The sequence below is a fragment of the Paraburkholderia sp. GAS38 genome, from assembly GCF_050434965.1.
GTDB lineage: Bacteria > Pseudomonadota > Gammaproteobacteria > Burkholderiales > Burkholderiaceae > Paraburkholderia > Paraburkholderia phenazinium_A.
This window is the reverse complement of the sequence record NZ_JBNDJO010000003.1, coordinates 241,196-258,920: the sequence shown is the minus strand read 5'-3', so window position 1 is coordinate 258,920 and position 17,725 is coordinate 241,196. Positions and strand designations below refer to the sequence as shown.

General features: G+C 64.8%; 17 protein-coding genes. 9 read left to right on the top strand and 8 right to left on the bottom strand.

The genetic code is table 11. The annotated features are described in order from the left end of the window. Window positions 1-2: 2 nt before the first annotated feature. The gene (locus tag P3T42_RS08700; protein ID WP_429305757.1) at window positions 3-1,484 is read right to left on the bottom strand and encodes an HD domain-containing phosphohydrolase; all 1,482 of its coding nucleotides are present in this window, start codon (window positions 1,482-1,484) and stop codon (window positions 3-5) included. A 338-nt stretch (window positions 1,485-1,822) separates the two neighbouring features. After that, window positions 1,823-2,842, bottom strand: coding sequence for a LacI family DNA-binding transcriptional regulator (locus P3T42_RS08695; RefSeq protein WP_429305756.1), 1,020 nt, complete (start codon window positions 2,840-2,842; stop codon window positions 1,823-1,825). A 225-nt stretch (window positions 2,843-3,067) separates the two neighbouring features. Between P3T42_RS08695 and ptsP the strand changes: the two genes are divergently transcribed. The 4 genes from ptsP to P3T42_RS08675 are packed head-to-tail and all read left to right on the top strand — an operon-like array spanning window position 3,068 to window position 8,744. Next, on the top strand, window positions 3,068-5,575 hold the full coding sequence (gene ptsP, locus P3T42_RS08690; protein WP_429305755.1) for a phosphoenolpyruvate--protein phosphotransferase: 2,508 nt from the start codon (window positions 3,068-3,070) through the stop codon (window positions 5,573-5,575). Beyond that, complete coding sequence (locus tag P3T42_RS08685) at window positions 5,572-6,609, top strand: 1-phosphofructokinase family hexose kinase (protein ID WP_429305754.1); 1,038 nt, start codon at window positions 5,572-5,574, stop codon at window positions 6,607-6,609. The genes ptsP and P3T42_RS08685 overlap by 4 nt, the downstream gene beginning before the upstream one ends. A 7-nt stretch (window positions 6,610-6,616) precedes the next feature. Further along, window positions 6,617-8,428: a PTS fructose-like transporter subunit IIB gene (locus tag P3T42_RS08680; protein ID WP_429305753.1), complete on the top strand. Its 1,812-nt coding sequence runs from the start codon at window positions 6,617-6,619 to the stop codon at window positions 8,426-8,428. Window positions 8,429-8,432: 4 nt separating this feature from the next. Continuing rightward, on the top strand, window positions 8,433-8,744 hold the full coding sequence (locus P3T42_RS08675) for a DNA-binding protein (protein WP_429305752.1): 312 nt from the start codon (window positions 8,433-8,435) through the stop codon (window positions 8,742-8,744). Between the two features lie 142 nt (window positions 8,745-8,886). Here P3T42_RS08675 and P3T42_RS08670 read toward each other — a convergent pair whose 3' ends face one another. From P3T42_RS08670 to P3T42_RS08650, 5 genes are all read right to left on the bottom strand, one after another. Further along, on the bottom strand, window positions 8,887-9,477 hold the full coding sequence (locus P3T42_RS08670) for a BPSL1445 family SYLF domain-containing lipoprotein (RefSeq protein ID WP_074294459.1): 591 nt from the start codon (window positions 9,475-9,477) through the stop codon (window positions 8,887-8,889). Window positions 9,478-9,584: 107 nt separating this feature from the next. Continuing rightward, window positions 9,585-9,764 carry a CsbD family protein gene (locus tag P3T42_RS08665; protein WP_074294458.1) on the bottom strand — a complete coding sequence of 60 codons (180 nt, stop codon included), beginning with the start codon at window positions 9,762-9,764 and terminating at the stop codon, window positions 9,585-9,587. 231 nt (window positions 9,765-9,995) lie between these two features. Beyond that, window positions 9,996-10,184, bottom strand: a complete 189-nt coding sequence (locus P3T42_RS08660) for a hypothetical protein (protein WP_074294457.1) — start codon at window positions 10,182-10,184, stop codon at window positions 9,996-9,998. 158 nt (window positions 10,185-10,342) lie between these two features. Beyond that, complete coding sequence (locus P3T42_RS08655) at window positions 10,343-10,726, bottom strand: DUF4148 domain-containing protein (RefSeq protein ID WP_074294456.1); 384 nt, start codon at window positions 10,724-10,726, stop codon at window positions 10,343-10,345. 83 nt (window positions 10,727-10,809) lie between these two features. Continuing rightward, window positions 10,810-11,076 carry a DUF4148 domain-containing protein gene (locus P3T42_RS08650; RefSeq protein ID WP_074294455.1) on the bottom strand — a complete coding sequence of 89 codons (267 nt, stop codon included), beginning with the start codon at window positions 11,074-11,076 and terminating at the stop codon, window positions 10,810-10,812. Between the two features lie 203 nt (window positions 11,077-11,279). Between P3T42_RS08650 and P3T42_RS08645 the strand changes: the two genes are divergently transcribed. Next, window positions 11,280-11,954, top strand: coding sequence for a response regulator transcription factor (locus P3T42_RS08645; RefSeq protein ID WP_074294454.1), 675 nt, complete (start codon window positions 11,280-11,282; stop codon window positions 11,952-11,954). A gap of 18 nt (window positions 11,955-11,972) precedes the next feature. On the opposite strand, the gene P3T42_RS08640 is transcribed toward P3T42_RS08645, so the two are convergent. Beyond that, window positions 11,973-12,962: a hypothetical protein gene (locus P3T42_RS08640; RefSeq protein WP_429305751.1), complete on the bottom strand. Its 990-nt coding sequence runs from the start codon at window positions 12,960-12,962 to the stop codon at window positions 11,973-11,975. 385 nt (window positions 12,963-13,347) lie between these two features. Between P3T42_RS08640 and P3T42_RS08635 the strand changes: the two genes are divergently transcribed. The 4 genes from P3T42_RS08635 (at window position 13,348) to P3T42_RS08620 (ending at window position 17,699) form a co-directional block, all read left to right on the top strand. Then, window positions 13,348-13,833: a DUF2844 domain-containing protein gene (locus tag P3T42_RS08635; protein ID WP_429305750.1), complete on the top strand. Its 486-nt coding sequence runs from the start codon at window positions 13,348-13,350 to the stop codon at window positions 13,831-13,833. Window positions 13,834-13,861: 28 nt separating this feature from the next. After that, window positions 13,862-15,169 (top strand): DUF3443 family protein, encoded by a 1,308-nt coding sequence (locus P3T42_RS08630; protein ID WP_429305749.1) that lies wholly within the window; start codon window positions 13,862-13,864, stop codon window positions 15,167-15,169. 439 nt (window positions 15,170-15,608) lie between these two features. Next, a complete protein-coding gene (lplT, locus tag P3T42_RS08625) occupies window positions 15,609-16,898 on the top strand; it encodes a lysophospholipid transporter LplT (RefSeq protein ID WP_074294450.1) in 1,290 nt (429 codons plus the stop codon). A gap of 111 nt (window positions 16,899-17,009) precedes the next feature. After that, window positions 17,010-17,699 (top strand): O-methyltransferase, encoded by a 690-nt coding sequence (locus P3T42_RS08620; protein ID WP_074294449.1) that lies wholly within the window; start codon window positions 17,010-17,012, stop codon window positions 17,697-17,699. The last annotated feature ends 26 nt before the right edge of the window (window positions 17,700-17,725 follow it).

Below are 17,725 nucleotides of genomic sequence, written 5' to 3'. Positions count from 1 at the left end.
GCTCAGATCAACCCGAGCGTCGACGCCTTCAAGGTAGCGGCGGCCCGGGTTGAGCATTCGAGCTTGCGGAACACGCTTTCCACATGCGTGCGTACCGTGCTCGGACTCATCTGCAGGGTGCGGGCCACTTCCTTGTTGCTTGCGCCGAGGCTGATGTGCTTGAGCACTTCCGCCTCACGCGGCGAGAGCAGCGAGGCACGGGCCGCGGCCGGCCGGTTTCGATCGGCCGCCGGCTCGTGACCGTCTGTCTCGAAGGACAACAAAGCATCCACCGAGCCGGCGTCGAGGCGTCCCGCGCGCACTTCTTCGCCGAGCACGGCAGCAGCCTCGTCGGTGGAGAGCGCGGCGCGCCACGGACGCGGCGAGCGCAGCGCCACCCAGCACGCCGCCGCAGCCAGCACGCGCGCTTCCGCTCCGATCGCACCGCCCGCCGCGCCGCGAAAATAACCGGAGCCGTCGAGCCGTTCGTAGGCCTGCGAGGCAATCTCCGTTTCCCGCGCAAGCGCCCCGATCTGCTTGCCGGCGCGCGCCGTCCAATACGGCACCAGCCGCACCTTCTCCCACGCAGCGGGCGACAGGCGTCCCGGCGTGTTCCAGATCGCATTCGACACCGCCATGCGTCCCATGCCGTGAATCAGGCCGGCCAGATAGGTCCGTTGACGCAGCTCCGCGTCGAAGCCGAGGCGCGTCCCGCAGCCCGCCGCGGCTTCGGCCACACGCCGCGAATAACCGGCCATCCACGGTAGTTTCAGATCGATCACGTCGGCGACGATTTCAGGCGCGGTGGATTGCTGCATGGGCAGCGCATCGAGCGTCGCGTCGCGGTTTGCGGCGCTTTGCTGGTCGAGTTCGGCGAGCCAGCCAGCCGCGCGTTCACAGGCTATCCGCGACAGCGCCGCCGGGTATTGGCGGCCGGCCTTTTGCGCAATCAATGTTTGCGCGCCCTCCAGCCCGTAGACACGACTGAGAATCTCCAGGTCGCTCGCGAGCGCGACCAGAAACACCGCTTGCGGCACCCGTGCGCCATCGAGCCGTTCGGGAAAGCCGCCGCCGTCCCAGGCTTCGAAGATGTGGCGCAACGCCGTCTGCGTCATCTCCTCAAGACCGAGCATGCGGGCGATTTCCCCCGACACCTCGCAGTGAATCTGTGCGAGCGGCTGGATCGTCGCCTCCATGCGTCCTTCGACGTCAGCCTCGCCGCCCCAGCCGGGCCGCATGGCGAGCATCGCTTCGCGGCCGCCGATATCGTCGCCGAGCCACTCCGAAAAACCTGCCGCGTTCGCCGTGCAGCCCGACCAGCGCAATAGCGACACCTCCTGCACGACGCAGCATTGCGCGTCGTCGTGGCCGGCCTCGGCAGCGAGCCGCGCGGCCAGCCAACTGGTGCGCAGCGAATGATCCGTCGGCTGGCCCATGCTGAGGTCGCCGATGAACGCCAGCGCCTTGACGGCGTCGAGTGCACGGATGGTTGAAGCGTCTGCCATAGATGTCGACCTGTTTGAGTTCTGTCCGGAGGTTCGCCGCTTCGACGGCGCCGACCAGCGCCGCTCATTGTGACGAGACGTCACGGCACCTCGTGGGACGCCGCCGCAAAGCGAAGATGCACGCGCCATCACCCGGCCCCGGTCATTTTTTGACCGATACGGCGGATTGACCGCTCCGCGCATCCTTCACCCCGTTCTGACCCACGTCCCTACGAGGACCCATATTATGAGTACCCTGCTCAAAAAGTGTCTGGCCGCCGCGCTCATGTTCGGCAGCCTGCTCTCGATCGGCGCGCTGACACCTGCCAGCGCCGCCGCTCCCTCCGACGGTGCAGTAACTAGCCGCCTACGGGCAGCACCCGCCGCTCGGTCGAACCGCGGATCACCAGTTCGCCCGGCAATACCAGCGTGCGGGTCGACATGGACGGATCGGCCAGCCGCTGGGTCAGCAACTGCATGGCGTTCTTGCCGATCTCGTACACGGGCTGTGCAATCACCGTGACGCCCGGCGACACGAGGTCGGTCCACGCATCGTTGTCGAAACCGGCCAGCGCCACGTCATCGGTCGACGTGGCGCTGCGCGCACGCCACGCGCGCATGGCGCGATACGCGCCGAGCAGCAGCAAGCCATTGCTCGCGACAATCGCATCGGGACGCGTGTCGCGCTCGCCGGCCAGCCACGCACCGACATGCACGAAGGCGCTGTCTGGATTCGGATCGACAAACTCGGCCTGCGCCGGCAAACCATGACGGCGCAGCGCATCCATCAAACCTTCGTGACGTTCGCGGCCAGTCGTGCTGGCGTTGCCGAACAGGCCGGCAATGCGCCGGTAGCCCCGCTCCACCAGATGCTCGACCAGACGCGCCGACGCATCGCGGTTATCCAGCACCACCGCATCCGCGCTGCCCGCCGGCCCCGGCCGGTCGATCATCACCACCGGGAAATCGTAGTGCTGCGCCTTGAAACGCTGCGCGGCGTCATGCGTCGGCGAATAGATCACGCCGGTCACGCGCTCCTCTTCCATCAGCCGCAGGTACATCGCTTCTTTCTCGGGGTTCTCGTCCGTGTTGCACAGGATCACGCGCAGGCCCTGCTGATACGCGGCGTCCTCCACGGCGCGGCTGACCTCCGTAAAGAAGGGATTGCGCACGTCCGAGACGATCAGGCCAATGGTCGCGGTGTCGCCCGAGCGCAAACGGCGCGCGGCGGCATTGGGCCGGTAGCCCAACTGCTCGATCGCACTCAGCACGCGTTGCCGGACCGTGTCGCGCACCGGGCCGTTATTCGACAGCACGCGCGAAACCGTGGTGACCGACACCCCTGCCGCTTCCGCAACATCCTTGATTCGTAGATTCATGAAAGTGGTATCGATTCCTTAAGCTGATCGGTATTTTCCCTGGATTCCCTTTGTAGCCGTCCGACGGCCGCCCAGCGCCGAACACTTGGCACACGGCCTTCTCCGACCATTCTAGCTGGCTTTGCGCGAATCCCAGCGAATTTCCGCAGACCACGGGAGCGCTTGACTCTCAATGTGGTATCGATTCCAATACGCTCACTTTAACGATCCTATCCAGGAGACGCGATGCCGTCGCTGCTTACCGCAGAGTTGGTCCGACTCAACGCCCGTGCCGCCTCGAAACAGGACGCGATCGTCCAGGCCGGCGAGTTGCTGGCTGCAGCGGGTTTCATCGAGCCCGGCTATCTCGAGAGCCTGCAGGGTCGCGAGCAGGTCTCGAACACTTATCTCGGCAACGGCGTCGCCATTCCGCATGGCTTGCAGGAAGACCGCCACCTGATCCGCCGCACGGGCGTAGCGGTGCTGCAATTGCCCGAGGGCGTCGAATGGCACGACGGCGAACGGGCTCACCTGGTGGTGGCGATCGCCGCGCAGTCCGATGAGCACATCACGCTGCTGCAGCGTCTGACGCGCCTGATCGGCGATCCGCAACAATTGCGCACGCTGGTCGAAGCGCGCGATCCGCAGATTCTCGTCGACGCCCTGAACGGTGCGGTTGCCCATACGGGTCCGAGCGTCGTCGACAGCACCCCGGCCGACTTCGAACAGCGCGTCGAACTCGTGCTGGACTATCCGCACGGCCTGCACGCGCGGCCCGCGAGCGCATGGGTCGCCACCGCGAAACGCTATCAGGCGGCCTTGCGGGTGCGTCACGGCGACACCGCCGCCGATCCGAAGAACCTCGTCAGCCTGCTGCAACTGGGTGCGAGCGCGAATGCGCAGCTCGTGCTGTCCGCGCAAGGCGTCGACGCAGGCGATGCACTCGTGGCCTTGAAGCGGACCATCGAGGCGCTCTCGGCCGAGGAACACGAGCGCGCCGCCGCGGCCCGTGCTCGCCGTCAGAAGGCGCAACCGGTGTTGTGGACGCCGCTGGATCCGGCCGACGTGTTCGAAGGTGTCAGTGCCGGTCCCGGCTTTTCGATTGGCACCGTGCGCGTGCTGCGGGCCGCGCAACTGGAGATCGAGGACCGTCCCGGCAATACCGTCGACGCCACCCATCAGCTCGATGCCGCACTCCATAGCACCGCTAACGAACTGGAAGCCCTGACCCGCGACACGGCCGCTCGCCTCGGTGCAGCCGAGGGCGAAATCTTCGCCGCGCATCGTGAGTTGCTGAACGACAGCACGTTGCTGGAGCACGCGGCACGTCTGCTGCTGGATGGTCACGGCGTGGCCTGGGCGTGGCATCAGGCCGCCGAGCAACAGGCGGCGCGCCTCGCCGCCTTGCCCGATCCGCTGCTCGCCGCGCGCGCCACCGATTTGCGCGACGTCGCGCGGCGCGTGCTGAAACACCTCGGCGAAAACGTCGCCACACCTATGCGTCTCGACACGCCCGCGATTCTGATTGCCGAAGACCTGACGCCCTCCGACACCGCGATGCTCGACCCGGCCGTGACACTCGGCTTTTGTACGGTGTCCGGCGGCCCGACCTCGCATACCGCGATCCTCGCGCGCACGCTCGGCGTGCCCGCCGCGGTGGCGTGCGGCGCGTCGTTGCTGAAGATTGCCGACGGCAGCGAAGCGGTGCTCGACGGCACCTCGGGGCGCCTCTATGTCGGCGTGTCGGCGCAGGACCGCGAACGGGCCCGTCAAACGCAACTGCACCTGCTTGAGCAGGCCGAACGTGCCGCCGCCAATCGCGCGCTGCCGGCCGCGACGCTCGACGGCCACGTCCTCGAGATCGGCGCCAACATCACCCGTCCGGAGCAGGTGCGCGACGCGCTCGCCAACGGCGCGGACGGCGTTGGGCTGATGCGCACCGAGTTCCTGTTTCTCGAACGTCACGACGCGCCGAGCGAGGATGAACAATACGACACCTACCGGCGCATGATCGAAGCCAGCGGCGGGCGCCAGTTGATCATCCGCACGCTCGACATTGGCGGCGACAAGCAGGTGCCGTATCTGAACCTGCCGCACGAATCGAATCCGTTCCTCGGCGTACGCGGCGTGCGTCTGTGCCTGCGCCGCCCCGACCTGTTCGTGCCGCAATTGCGCGCGTTGTATCGCGCGGCGAAAGAAGGCCCGCTGTGGATCATGTTCCCGATGGTCTCGACGCTCGACGAAGCGCGCCAGGCCATCGCCCTCGCGGAAACCGTGCGCGCCGAACTCGACGCGCCCAAGGTACCGCTCGGCATCATGGTCGAAACGCCATCGGCCGCCGCGTTTGCCGATCACTTCGCGGCGCTGGTCGATTTCTTCTCGATCGGCACCAACGACCTGACGCAATACGTGCTGGCGGTGGACCGCGAGCATCCCGAGCTGGCGCGCATGGCGGAGAGTCTGCACCCGGCCGTGCTGCGGATGATCAAGCAGACCGTCGATGGCGCCCGCAAGCATCGCAAGTGGGTCGGCGTATGTGGCGGCCTCGCGGGCGATCCACTGGGTGCGTCGATCCTCGCAGGCCTCGGCGTCGACGAATTGTCGATGAGCTCGCGCGATATTCCCGCCGTGAAGACACGGCTGCGCGGCTCGCGTCTCGATGCGCTGCAGGCGCTCGCGCGACGCGCACTCGATTGCGAAGACGTCGATGCCGTGCGCGCGCTGGACAACGCCGAAATCAAGGCCGCCGCATGAATACCGTCGTAACCGTTACGCCCAATCCGGCGCTCGATCAGACCGTGTGCGTCGAGAATCTCGCGCTCGGCGAAGTCAACCTCGCGGCGTCGCTCGAATTCAATGCGGGTGGCAAGGGCGTGAACGTCGCCGGCTGCCTCGCGGACTACGGCATCGAAACCATCGCCACGGGTCTGCTCGGCTCCGACGATTCCGCGGCGTTCGAGGCGATGTTTGCAGAGAAGCGGATTGTGGACCGCTTCGTGCGCATCGCCGGACGGCCGCGTATCAATGTGAAACTCGTCGACACCGCGCGCCATGAGACGACCGACATCAATCTCGCGACCTCGTTGCCAAGCGCCGAGGATGTCGCGGCCCTGCAGCAGCGCATCGTCGAGCTGGCCGTGCCGGGCCGCTGGTTCGTGCTGGCGGGCAGCTTGCCGCCGGGCGTCGACGTGTCGTTTTATCGTAGCGTCACGCGGGTTTTGCATGCCGTGGGCGCGCGCGTCGCACTCGATACCAGCGGCGCGCCGCTCGCCGATGCGCTCGCCGCAACCGACGCCGCCGAATTGCCGGACCTGATCAAACCGAACCGGGCCGAACTGGAAGCCGCACTGGGTCTGTCGTTCGTCGACGAAGACGCGTTGATCCATGCGGCCTGCGGACTGGTCGAACGCGGCATTGCGCACGTCGTGGTGTCGCTCGGCGAGCGCGGAGCGCTGGGCGTCACGCGTGCCTCCAACGCCGCTGCCCCAGACGCCGCGCCTGCGTATGAAGGCTGGCACGCCGCGCCGTTGCGCGTGCCGGTCGCCAGCACCGTCGGCGCGGGCGATGCGCTCGTGGCAGGGTTGATCGCGAGTCTCGTCGAAGTACGCCCATGGCCGGAACTCGGCCGGCGCGCCACCGCCTTTGCCGCAGGCAAGCTGGCGCGCGTCGGTCCTCATCTGCCCGATCGCCCAAGCCTCGACGCGCTTGCCGCGCAGGTTCAGGTCGCCACCTTCAGCGTCGCCGCAAACACGCGGCACGCCACCCAACAACACGCCGCGCAAACCTGAGAGAACCATGGACAAGCTGATTGGACTGGTGTCGTCACCCAAACAAAGCGCAGCGCCGGCAGTCGCCGCACAAGCGCTCAACCGTGCCGCGCAAAAACGCGGCGCCACCCTGGCCGTCGAAACACGCAGCGCGCTCGGCGTGCAGGACCCGCTCACCGCCGCGCAGATCGCTTCCGCGCACAGCGTGTTGATTGCAGCAGACGCCGGCGAGCGGATCGACGAGAGCGCGTTCGCGGGCAAGACGATTCATCGCGTGTCGCTCGACGATGCGATCCGCGAAGCGGATGCCGTGCTGGCACGCGTGGCGAGCGCGAGTTCCTCTAGCACGGCGAGCGCAGCTTCCGCGTCGACGCAAGCCGCGGCAGCCACCGCCCCGCGCATGCTGAAAATCGTTGCGATCACATCGTGCCCGACCGGCATCGCCCACACGTTCATGGCCGCCGAAGGCCTTGCCCAAGGCGCCAAATCGCTCGGCCATGAGATTCATGTCGAAACGCAGGGCTCCGTCGGCGCGCAAAACACGCTGACGGACGAACAGATCGCCGCCGCCGACCTCGTGGTCATCGCCGCGGATACGCAAGTCGACAAAAGCCGCTTTCGCGGTAAACGGCTCTATGAAACCGGCACCAAAGGCGCTATCGGCAAAGGCGCCGCACTGATCGAACGGGCCATCGCCGAGGCGGCGCTCGAAGGCGACGTGAGCGGCGCGTCCAATGCGGCGAATCAGCCGGCCGTTGCAGGCGCGGCACTGGCCGATCAGGTCGCCGCCGCCAAGAAGCAACGCTCGGCCAAAAGCTCCGGCCCGTACCGGCATCTGATGACGGGCGTGTCCTTCATGCTGCCGTTCGTGGTTGCAGGCGGCTTGCTGATTGCCATCTCGTTTGCGCTGGGCGGCATTTACGCGTTCGACGATGCGCACAAAGGCACCCTCGCGTGGGCACTGTTCCAGATCGGCGCGAAATCGGCCTTCGCGCTGATCGTGCCGGTGTTGTCCGGCTATATCGCCTATTCGATCGCCGACCGGCCCGGCATCACGCCCGGCATGGTGGGCGGCATGCTCGCTGCGAGCCTGGGCGCGGGCTTTCTCGGCGGCATCATCTCGGGCTTCCTCGCCGGATATACCGCACTCCTGATCAGTCGCAAGCTGAAGCTGCACCGCAACCTCGAAGGACTCAAGCCGGTACTGATCATTCCGCTGGTTTCGACGCTGGTGGTCGGGCTGTTGATGATCTACGTGGTCGGCACACCGGTCGCCACCGCACTGCACGGCCTGGAAAACTGGCTGCGCTCGATGCAAACCGGCAGCGCCGTGACGCTCGGCCTCCTGCTCGGCGCAATGATGGCGTTCGACATGGGCGGTCCGGTCAACAAAGCAGCGTACGCATTCAGCACTGGGCTGATCGCAAGCCAGGTGTACACGCCGATGGCAGCCGCGATGGCCGCCGGCATGACGCCGCCGCTCGGTATCGCCCTCGCCACCTGGGTCTTCCGCAACCGCTTCGTGCTGGACGAACGCGAAGCCGGCAATGCGGCGGCCGTACTCGGCATGGCGTTCATCACCGAAGGCGCGATTCCATTCGCGGCCCGCGACCCGATGCGGATCATCCCGGCCTGTGTGGTCGGCTCCGCCATCACCGGCGCCATTTCGATGGCGGCCGGCGTCGAACTGAAGGTGCCCCACGGCGGCATTTTCGTATTGCCGATTCCGAATGCCGTCACGCATCTCGGCATGTATGTGGTCGCGATCGCGGTGGGCACCGTCGTCACCGCGCTGGCGGTGGGTTTGCTGAAACGTCCGCTGAGCGCCGCGGCGGCTTGAGCCGATGTTGACGCTGGTTCATTCCACCGAACGCAGAGGCACGATTGCCATGGCGCAAGCGCACAGCGAGACGTACCGCGGGTTTCAGATCGAGGTCGAGGCCGTCGTGGATGACGGTCGCAGCCTGCGGGTTCGTCGTCAGATCACGCGGCAACTCGGCGAGCGCTACACCGCCCGCTACGAGCACACTGACGCCGGATCGCGTCCGGCAAGCGAAGCCGAAGACGCTCTCTCGCAAGCTATTCGCGACGCGCGGGAAACCGTCAACCGCCTGCTCGGCGGCTGGCATGAGGCATACGCTCAAGGGGTGGCATAAAACCCGCCCGGCTCGCGAGCGCTGTCGCCGGTGTTGCATTGAACGTCCGGCATTGAACGTCCGCGCACCCTGCACAAACGGCAAGACGGTCACCGCGTGACCGTCTTGCCGCTCTTACACTACCCGGCTATTTAAGCCGAGGTCAGATCACCAGCCGCGAAATCTTCGAGCCTTCCAGCGAGACGCCGGCCATCAGCCCTTCGTTGGTCATGACGAAGGCCTGCACCGGGCTCGTCGCGGTCGAAGTATCGATATCGCCGTTCGCGCCCACCTTCAGCACAGCCACGGTTGCATCGCCACCCGCCGCCCAGCCCTGACTTTCGCGGAATTTGTTGAGCGCGTCCTGCGTCATGAACAGGAACACAATCGCCTTGGATTGCGCACCGATCTGCAGACCGAACGATCCGGCTGCAATGCTGTAGTACCCCGAGGTGTGTCCTGCTACGCGCAGCGCACCCTGGCCGTACTGGCCGCCCACCCAGAAGCCGGCCGAGATGACCGAGGGGAACACCAGCACGCCCTGCGCCTTGGCGACGAGTTCGTGCGAGCCATGGACGGTGTCATAGAGACGGGAGAGTGTCGAGTCGACCCCCGCATTGATAGTCTGACGCTTGCCTGCATCTTGCGATGCGCCCGTATCGGAGGACGGCGGAGTCGTCGTGCAGCCGGCCAGCGCGAAACCGCTGGCGGCGAGAGCAGCACTGCCCGAAAGAATGAATTGTCGGCGACGCATGATTGATTCCTTGTTTTATGTAGAAGAGAGAGTGATGCAGCGATCAGTCGATGCAACGGTTGCCGGCAGCGCCGCCCGAGTCTCGGTCACGAGCCTCGGACAACGAGTCAGCCGAGCGATTTCCTGATCCGCGCCTTGGCCTTGCCGAAGGTTTGACGGATTCCGCCGGCAGCCTGCTGCAAACCGCCTTTAAGCTCTTGCGATCTATTGCCGGTTGCCTTGCCGACTGCTTCATTCAGCTTGCCTTTGGCCTTTAGGGCCACGCCTTTGATCTGGTCTTGGTTCATGCGGCCTCCCTGGACGATGAGCGAGCGTGTCGCGGCTGCCCTCTACAACGCAAATTGCGGGCCAGGTCGAAGAATGGAACGAGTAGAAGACGTCAAGATGCAACAGGCACGCCGTAGCGGACCCGAAAGCGAGGCAAGCAAGGAGAGGGAGAGGCGCATGGAGAAGCGCCGAGGGGTCGCGCTACCAGGGAAAAACGACATCCACCCGGTAGGTCTTACGCGTGCAGGACGCTAACGCGGCGGGCGAGTGCCTGGGCGGCGGCTCTTCCAGCTTTGCACCAGCAGCGCGATCACGCCACCCAATGCAAGCGTCGCCACATAGCCGGCCGCACGCACCACACCGTCGCCGTAGGAACCGGCAAACACCGTGACGATGGACGCTGCGACAAACAACGCGAGCAAGCCGAGCATCGGTTTCATGGGTAACGCCTCCGCGGTTGGCATCCGAACAGAACCTCACATCTGAAATAAGAAGCTCGACGAATAAATCGCGCAAGTGCGGCAAACCCGACAATCAGTCATGCATCGACTTGAGCCTGCCCACTTGCGGAGATTCGAATTCGCCCGTCATCGCGATCCTAGCTGCCGGAGTAGAGCGAGCAAAAGCTGACCGGACCGACGCATGCCGGGTTGTTCACGGTGCCCCTGACCGGCGCATGCGTGCCGCTTTCGCTGGATCCCGAAAGACCCGCGCCCATGCCGGTCGCTTCGGCGGCAGCGTTGGCATTGTTCGCGAGACCTTCGTTATCCTGCGCGGCGACTTTCGCTTCGGCCGCTTGAATGTCGGCGGGATAGTTGGCGTCGCCGGAGGTCGACGGGTTATAACCGGCTTGCTCGAGGCGCACGAGGTCGGTATACACCTGGGCGCGCGTGACCGGAGCGTTGGTGGATTGCGCGAAGCTAAGCGCCGGGCTAGCGAGCGCACTGACGGCGAGGCTAAGACAGATGAGCGTTTTCATGATGTCAATCTCCTTGATTGATCAAGACCGAACCTAAACGGATGACGGATGAACGGGCGAAGGACCAGCAGCGAACCTTTGCCAATTTAGTTTGCACTACTATCAGATACATTGACGCCAACAATCTTGCTCGCGTTTGCCGAGGAAGCCAGAGCCTGTTGTTTCATATGGGCCACCTGTTGCGCGTAGATCGGATTTACATCCGGATACGAGGAATCGGTTACAAAGTTAAGGCCGTTTTGCTGGGCCTCGATCAGTTCCTGATACACCTGTGCGCGTGTCTTCCCTTCGGCGAAAGCGCTTGACGATGCGAGTACGGCGACAGACAGCGCGGCAAATACGATCTTCTTCATGATGAACTCCTGTGAATGTGAGTCGGCCTACATGTGGGAGAACCCGGCTTGCCCGGCTTTTATTCCCGGCAAAACGAAAATTCAGGTGCTGCGCCACAAAAATTCCGCTCGCGCGCAAAACCGCGGGGAAATGGGAATAAAGCGGACGGTGCTCGTGTTAGCGCCTACGAAGAAGACCCGTGCTTATCAACGGAGAGCAGCTCATGCGGAACGTCTTGACTATCGAGGGTGGCGAACACGTCACGCGCGACTTCGTCCCTACGCTGGAGGAAAGCGGTTTTAGCGTCGACGTGACCCTGTCGGGCCGCATCGGTATGAGCCGCGCGATGGCGCGACCCTACGACGCAGTCGTTCTCGATCGCATCCTGCCCGATCTCGATGGCCTCGCCGTCGTGACGACCTTGCGCGGTATCGGCCTGGAAACGCCCATCATGATGCTGAGCGCGACCGCCGACGCCGCGCAGCGCGTCGAGGGACTGCGCGCCGGAGCGGACGATTATCTTTGCCTGCCGTTTTCATCGGAAGAAATGCTGCTCAGAATGGAAGTGCTGCTGCGCAGACGGCCAGGCCTCCCCAGTCCCAAGACGGTCTTGCGCATCGACGAGCTGGAACTGGACCTGATCAAACGCAGGATGGCGCACCAGCACAGCGCCGAGCGTTTGCAGCCCACCGAGTTTCGTCTGCTCGAATTCATGATGCGACACGCGGGTCAGGTGCTGACGCGCAGCATGCTTCTCGAGGCCGTGTGGGGTATCCGCTTCGATCCCAGCACCAACCTCGTCGACGTACATGTGGGACGCCTGCGCAAGAAGGTGGCGGCGCTGGGCGTGCGCCCGGTGATTCAGACGGTGAGAGGCTCGGGTTACCGGTTCGGTTGAGGCCGTTCAATCGACACGCTACCAGTCGAGCACCACGGCATGCGAGATGCGGCTCGGTGCGCCGCCCGGTCCGGCGGGATCGGGGTTGCCGAAACGCGGCAGAGCGCCGTCCGCGCGGGCCTGCTCCACTTCCATGCGCACCTGGGCACGGGTTTTCGGCGCTTGAGTGGATGCGCCCGGCGGCGCTGGCGTGGTCGTGGTCGAGTCTGGTTGCGCACTCGGCGCGCTCTGCACAGTCTGCGCGCTCGGGTTGTTCTGCGATGCCTGCGTCAGCGGCGGCGGGAGCGCGCCTGATTGCGAAGACGAAGACGAAGAAGAAGAAGAAGAGGTTGCGGCCGCGGAAGGGACCACCCGCAGTGCGGTGGAATCCGTCTCGGGGTTAGCTGGGACAACGCTCGGCGCGGACCGCCTCACACCCGGATCCGATACCGCCTCGGTTGGCAGGACGTGCCCGCTTCCTGCATATTCCACAGGACTGCCAGCGCGTTCGCGACTCCGCGATGAAGCGCCGTGAACACGCTCGGCTCGGGCCGCGTATCGCACCACATACCGGCTCGAGCGCGACGACGCAGGCGGCGGCACCGACACCGACCCCGCTACCGTAGGTTCGACGGCCATCCCATGACCACCGGCCTCTTCCCGCGCCTGCAGTTCCCGCTGCAGTGCGATGACCCGTGGATCGTTTGCGTAAAGCGCCTGCTCGGCGCCCAGCAGGACTCGGGCGGACGCAAGATCGTCGCGTTTCAGGCTGGTGCGGACCGCGTCGAGAACCACCGCGACGTCGGCATCCGACTGGCTCTGTGCGGCCACCTTGCCCGACGCGAGTGCGGTGGAGCGCGGACCCTCCGGGCCGCCTGCTGACGAGGCGTCACGATGCCCGAAGCCGGATTGCTCCGCCGGCTGCCGGCCCGTGTCGGGCCGCAGCAAGAACGCCGCGAGCGTTAGCGCGCCGATCAGAAGGCTCGCTACGATCGCTACCTTGGGTTGAACAATCGGGTTCGTGATCATGAGGTCTATCCCGTCATGCTGTGCATAGCGTACGCGCATTGCACGCTGCTGCAAGCGCCGCCCGAGTGACTCCTGGCCTTTACCTCGTCACGTACGGACTGAAGCGTCGAATGGATGCGCCAAGGTTTAGCCGTTGTCCGCCACGCCCGGACTCGCGAGCACGTCGGCCGTCCGGTATGGGGCTTGAGCCGGGCGCGCGATAGGCAGCGATCGGCGACGGGGCTGGACGGCACTTTCGCCTTGTTTTCTATTGCGCCAACAACACCCAATCCACACCGCTATTCGTCAGTTCAATTGGCGGACGCGTCGGTATGATCGGCTCCCAGCGACCGCAAGCAGCGTGTCGCGACATCGCAGACCTGCTTTCAAAACACCGATGATCAAAATGACAATAACCCAACTTCGTACGCTGGCGGTCTTTGCCGCGCTTGCCGCGGACCTGGCCGCGCTCACGCCCGCCTACGCCGCACTCGGCAGCGCCCCGACCTACGCTGCAAGCACCGGCGCCACCCGCACCGCGAGCCTCGCTCAGGCGTCGACCAGCAATGCGGCGAGCTATACCGTGAACGAGACCACGCTCTCCTCGGGCACCGTGGTCAGCGAGTACGTGAGCGCCGGCAACACGGTCTTCGGACTCAGTTGGCGCGGCCCGACGATCGCTCCGCTGCAAACGCTACTGGGCAGCTATTTCCCGTCCTACGTGCAAGGCCTCGCCGCGGTGCACACCGCGAACGGCGGCGGCCATGGACCGGCTGCCGTGCATCAGTCGGCCCTCGTCGTCGAAACCGGGGGCCACATGGGCGCCTTCTACGGACGCGCCTATCTGCCGCAAGCGTTGCCGCAGGGCGTGAGCGCCGACGACATCAAATAAATCGCCAATAAAAAATCGAGGAAACAACATGCGCCAACTTGCATGGATCATCGTCGCGACGCTCGGGCTGGGTCTGGCCGGATGCGGCGGCGGCGGGGGCAGCGACACGCCGGCCCCCACGGCGACCAATACGTCGAACGGCACGAACACGCCGGTCAACAGCCCAAGCGTATCGTCGAGCAACACGCTCGCGGTGGACGCCTCGGCTGTGCCGGCCGTCGTCAACTCGACCAATGCGATTCCGGTCACGGTGTCGGCCACCGGCATCCAGAATCAGCCGATGGTCAGCGTCACCCTCTGCGCGCCGGGTACCAACGCAACGGGTGCCACCTGCACGACCATTCCGAACGTGCTGGTCGACACAGGCTCGTATGGGCTGCGCCTGTTCCGCTCGGTCATTCCGAGCGCCACTTTCGCCGCGTTGGGCGCGGTCAACGACACAGGCTCCGGCTTGCCGCTCGCCGAATGCGCGGATTTCGTCAGCGCCTACGGGTGGGGCACGGTGCACACCGCCGACGTCAAGCTCGGAACCGAGATTGCCGGTAGCGTACCGATTCACGTCATGGCCGACTCGGCGCTGACGGCAAGCGTGCCGAGCGCCTGCGTCACGGGTACCTACCTGAGCGCGCCCACCGCGCTCGGCGCGAACGGCATCATCGGGATCGGTGTGAACAAACAGGACTGCGGGTCGGGCTGCGTCAACACACCGCAGGACCAGTTCTATTACACGAACGCCGGCAACGTCACGACGGCGCCCCTCTCGCAACAGGTCACCAATCCGGCCACGATGTTCGCGCAAGACAACAACGGCGTGATTCTGGAAATGGCTCAAGTCGCAGACAGCGGCAGCACTACCGCAACCGGCACCCTGGTGTTCGGCATCGACACGCAGAGCAACAACGGCCTGAACGGCACCGGCGCAACGCTGATCCCCACCGTCTCCGGCGGCAACTTCACGGCCAGCTTCAACGGGGCCACGCTGTTTAACGGCGCGTTCCTCGACTCCGGATCGAGCGCGCTGTTCTTCGGGGACCTGACGATCCCGCACGCCAGCAGCAGCAACAGCTCGCTGTATATCCCGACCGCGACGGTGGGCCGTACCGCCACGCTGTTCACGGGTAACTCGGGCACGGCGACGGTGGGCTTCAACATTGCGAACGGCTTCACGCTGAGCGCATCGGGGAACAACGCGTTCAACGACCTGGGCGCGTACTCGAGCGGCACGCTGGACTTCGGTCTGCCGTTCTTCTATGGCCGGCATGTGTACTACGGCTTCACGGGCGCCACTTCGACAGGAGGCGGCACCGGCCCTTATGTGGCGTACGTTTCGAACTAAGCGAAATCCTTCGCTTTTTGCCGCGCGTTAGCAGGCCTTGCGGGCTTCGCTAACGCGCGCCGCAGACGAGCCGCGAGCCTCTTCGGCCTGGCGGCGGCAACCGGCGCGCGTGGCTGACATCGACAATCATCCGGATTGCATGCGGTATCATGCCCAACGGCACTGATATCCGATGGGAGTGCACCAATGCGCGATGCCCGGATTTTTGTTGCAGCGCTTCTGGCAACGTTGTTTGTCCAGGTTTTACAACCGGGCGTCGACATCCCCTACTGGAAAGACATTACGTCCGCGGTCATGGCTACTGCGGCAGTGGCTGTGCTTTACCGCGTCGGCGACTATGGCAGGCGGAATCCACGAGAGAAATAACGGCCATGAAAACCGCCCCCTCCGAAGCAGCACACTCTTTCTGCATGCCAGGCTTATTTGACGCCGGACGCGCATGAAACGAGGCTTCTACACGATTATTGCCGCGCAGTTCTTCTCTTCGCTTGCCGACAACGCGCTGCTTATCGCCGCCATCGCCCTGCTCACCGAGCAACATGCGCCGCCCTGGATGACGCCTGTTCTCAAGCTGTTCTTCGTGCTGTCCTATGTGGCGTTGGCGGCGTTCGTCGGGGCCTTCGCGGATGCGTTCCCCAAGGGACGCGTCATGTTCGGCACCAACCTGGTCAAGGTAGTGGGTTGCGTCGCCATGCTGGCCGGCGTTCCGCCGCTGATTTCATACGGTATCGTCGGACTGGGAGCGGCGGCCTACTCTCCCGCGAAATACGGCATCCTCACGGAGCTCCTGCCGCCGGACCGGCTGGTCGCCGCCAACGGCTGGATGGAAGGCACCACGGTGCTGTCGATTGTCCTCGGCACGGTATGCGGCGGCATCCTGATCAGTCCGCATATCGTTCAACACATGATTCACCACCCGATGCCGTTCACGGGCCACGCCCCCAGAGCGGCCATCCTGATCATCACCGTCATCTACCTGGTGGCAGCCGTCTTTAACCTGCGGATTCCGGACACGGGCGTTCGCTATCCGCCACAGCAGCACGGCCCCATTCGCCTCGCGCAGGATTTTGCCAACTGCTTTACGGTGTTGTGGACCGACCGTATCGGGCAAATTTCTCTCGCCGTCACGACGCTCCTGTGGGGCGCGGCCCAGACCCTGCAATTCATCGTGCTGCAATGGGCTCAACATTCGCTGGGGCTGTCGTTGTCGCAAGCCTCGATATTGCAGGCGTTCGTCGCAATCGGCGTGGCGGTGGGCGCGGTCGTCGCCGCAGCGAAGATTCCGCTACGGCGCGCCTTGAATACGCTGCCTGTGGGACTGGCCATTGGCGGCTCGATCCTCATGATGGCGTTCTTCTCGCACGATCTGGTGCCGGCCACGTGGGTTGTTCGCATCGGCCCTTACCATGCCCCCGCCTACATCGCGATTGCATGCGTGTTTTTGGCCTGCATCGGCGCCTTGTCCGGGTTCTTCGTTGTCCCGATGAATGCCGTGCTCCAGCATCGCGGCCATGTCCTGCTCTCCGCGGGACATTCGATCGCGGTTCAGAACTTCAACGAAAATCTGTCCATCCTCGTGACGCTGTGCCTGTACACCGTCCTGGTCTGGTTTCATGTGTCCATCACCACGATCATTGTGATATTCAGTTCGTTCGTGATCGTCGTGATGCTGCTGATCATGCGGCAGCATCGGGCCAACCGGCTCAGGGATGCGGCTCCGCATTGGTAAGCGGGGGAGAGATGGGCAGCGTGCCGGGGATGCGAAAACGCCTTACACTGGCAAGCGTATGGCAGCCCGTACACCCCCGCATCACCCCATTTCCCAGGCACGGAGAACCTCATGGCGACCGAACTCTGGAACACCGTAGACGACTACTTTTCTCGCGAGCTCGTCAAATCCGACGCGGCACTCGAAGCCGCGCTTGACGCCAGCGCGAAGGCCGGCCTTCGCGCCATCAGCGTCGCGCCGAATCAAGGCAAGTTTCTCCACTTGCTTGCGAAGATACACGGGGCGCGCAGGATTCTCGAGATCGGCACGCTCGGCGGATACAGCGCCATCTGGCTCGCGCGAGCGCTTCCTGCGGATGGTGCGATGGTTTCGCTGGAAGCCAATCCGGACTACGCCGATGTCGCGAGAGCGAACCTCGCCGCAGCGGGTTTGTCCGGCAAGGTCTCGGTACTCACGGGCCTCGCAGCCGAGAGCCTCGAAGAACTGATCCGCAGCAAGACGCCGCCGTTCGACTTCATCTTTATCGATGCGGACAAAAGCAGCTATCCCGACTACCTGCGGCTCACGCTACAGCTATCGCGACCGGGCACGGTCATCGTAGCGGACAACGTGGTTCGCAGCGGCAGACTCGGCGACCCGGCCAATCAGGAGCCGGATATCGTGGGTATCCGCTCGTTCTTCAAGATGCTCGCCGCAACGCCGGGCGCCGACAGCACCGCGGTGCAGACGGTCGGCGCAAAAGGCTGGGACGGGTTTTCGATTACGATCGTGTCCGCCGCGCAAACGGAAGCCAACGGCTAACCGTCACCCAGCGCCACCGGCGAGGA

Excerpts from the sequence above, each read along its gene's own strand:
- P3T42_RS08700 (WP_429305757.1), bottom strand. The coding sequence starts at position 1,484 with ATGGCAGACGCTTCAACCATCCGTGCACTCGACGCCGTCAAGGCGCTG.
- P3T42_RS08695 (WP_429305756.1), bottom strand. The coding sequence starts at position 2,842 with ATGAATCTACGAATCAAGGATGTTGCGGAAGCGGCAGGGGTGTCGGTC.
- lplT (WP_074294450.1), top strand. The coding sequence starts at position 15,609 with ATGAAACGAGGCTTCTACACGATTATTGCCGCGCAGTTCTTCTCTTCG.
- P3T42_RS08620 (WP_074294449.1), top strand. The coding sequence starts at position 17,010 with ATGGCGACCGAACTCTGGAACACCGTAGACGACTACTTTTCTCGCGAG.
- P3T42_RS08640 (WP_429305751.1), bottom strand. The coding sequence starts at position 12,962 with ATGATCACGAACCCGATTGTTCAACCCAAGGTAGCGATCGTAGCGAGC.
- P3T42_RS08685 (WP_429305754.1), top strand. The coding sequence starts at position 5,572 with ATGAATACCGTCGTAACCGTTACGCCCAATCCGGCGCTCGATCAGACC.
- P3T42_RS08635 (WP_429305750.1), top strand. The coding sequence starts at position 13,348 with ATGACAATAACCCAACTTCGTACGCTGGCGGTCTTTGCCGCGCTTGCC.
- P3T42_RS08645 (WP_074294454.1), top strand. The coding sequence starts at position 11,280 with ATGCGGAACGTCTTGACTATCGAGGGTGGCGAACACGTCACGCGCGAC.
- P3T42_RS08680 (WP_429305753.1), top strand. The coding sequence starts at position 6,617 with ATGGACAAGCTGATTGGACTGGTGTCGTCACCCAAACAAAGCGCAGCG.
- P3T42_RS08670 (WP_074294459.1), bottom strand. The coding sequence starts at position 9,477 with ATGCGTCGCCGACAATTCATTCTTTCGGGCAGTGCTGCTCTCGCCGCC.
- P3T42_RS08630 (WP_429305749.1), top strand. The coding sequence starts at position 13,862 with ATGCGCCAACTTGCATGGATCATCGTCGCGACGCTCGGGCTGGGTCTG.
- P3T42_RS08665 (WP_074294458.1), bottom strand. The coding sequence starts at position 9,764 with ATGAACCAAGACCAGATCAAAGGCGTGGCCCTAAAGGCCAAAGGCAAG.
- ptsP (WP_429305755.1), top strand. The coding sequence starts at position 3,068 with ATGCCGTCGCTGCTTACCGCAGAGTTGGTCCGACTCAACGCCCGTGCC.
- P3T42_RS08675 (WP_429305752.1), top strand. The coding sequence starts at position 8,433 with ATGTTGACGCTGGTTCATTCCACCGAACGCAGAGGCACGATTGCCATG.
- P3T42_RS08650 (WP_074294455.1), bottom strand. The coding sequence starts at position 11,076 with ATGAAGAAGATCGTATTTGCCGCGCTGTCTGTCGCCGTACTCGCATCG.
- P3T42_RS08660 (WP_074294457.1), bottom strand. The coding sequence starts at position 10,184 with ATGAAACCGATGCTCGGCTTGCTCGCGTTGTTTGTCGCAGCGTCCATC.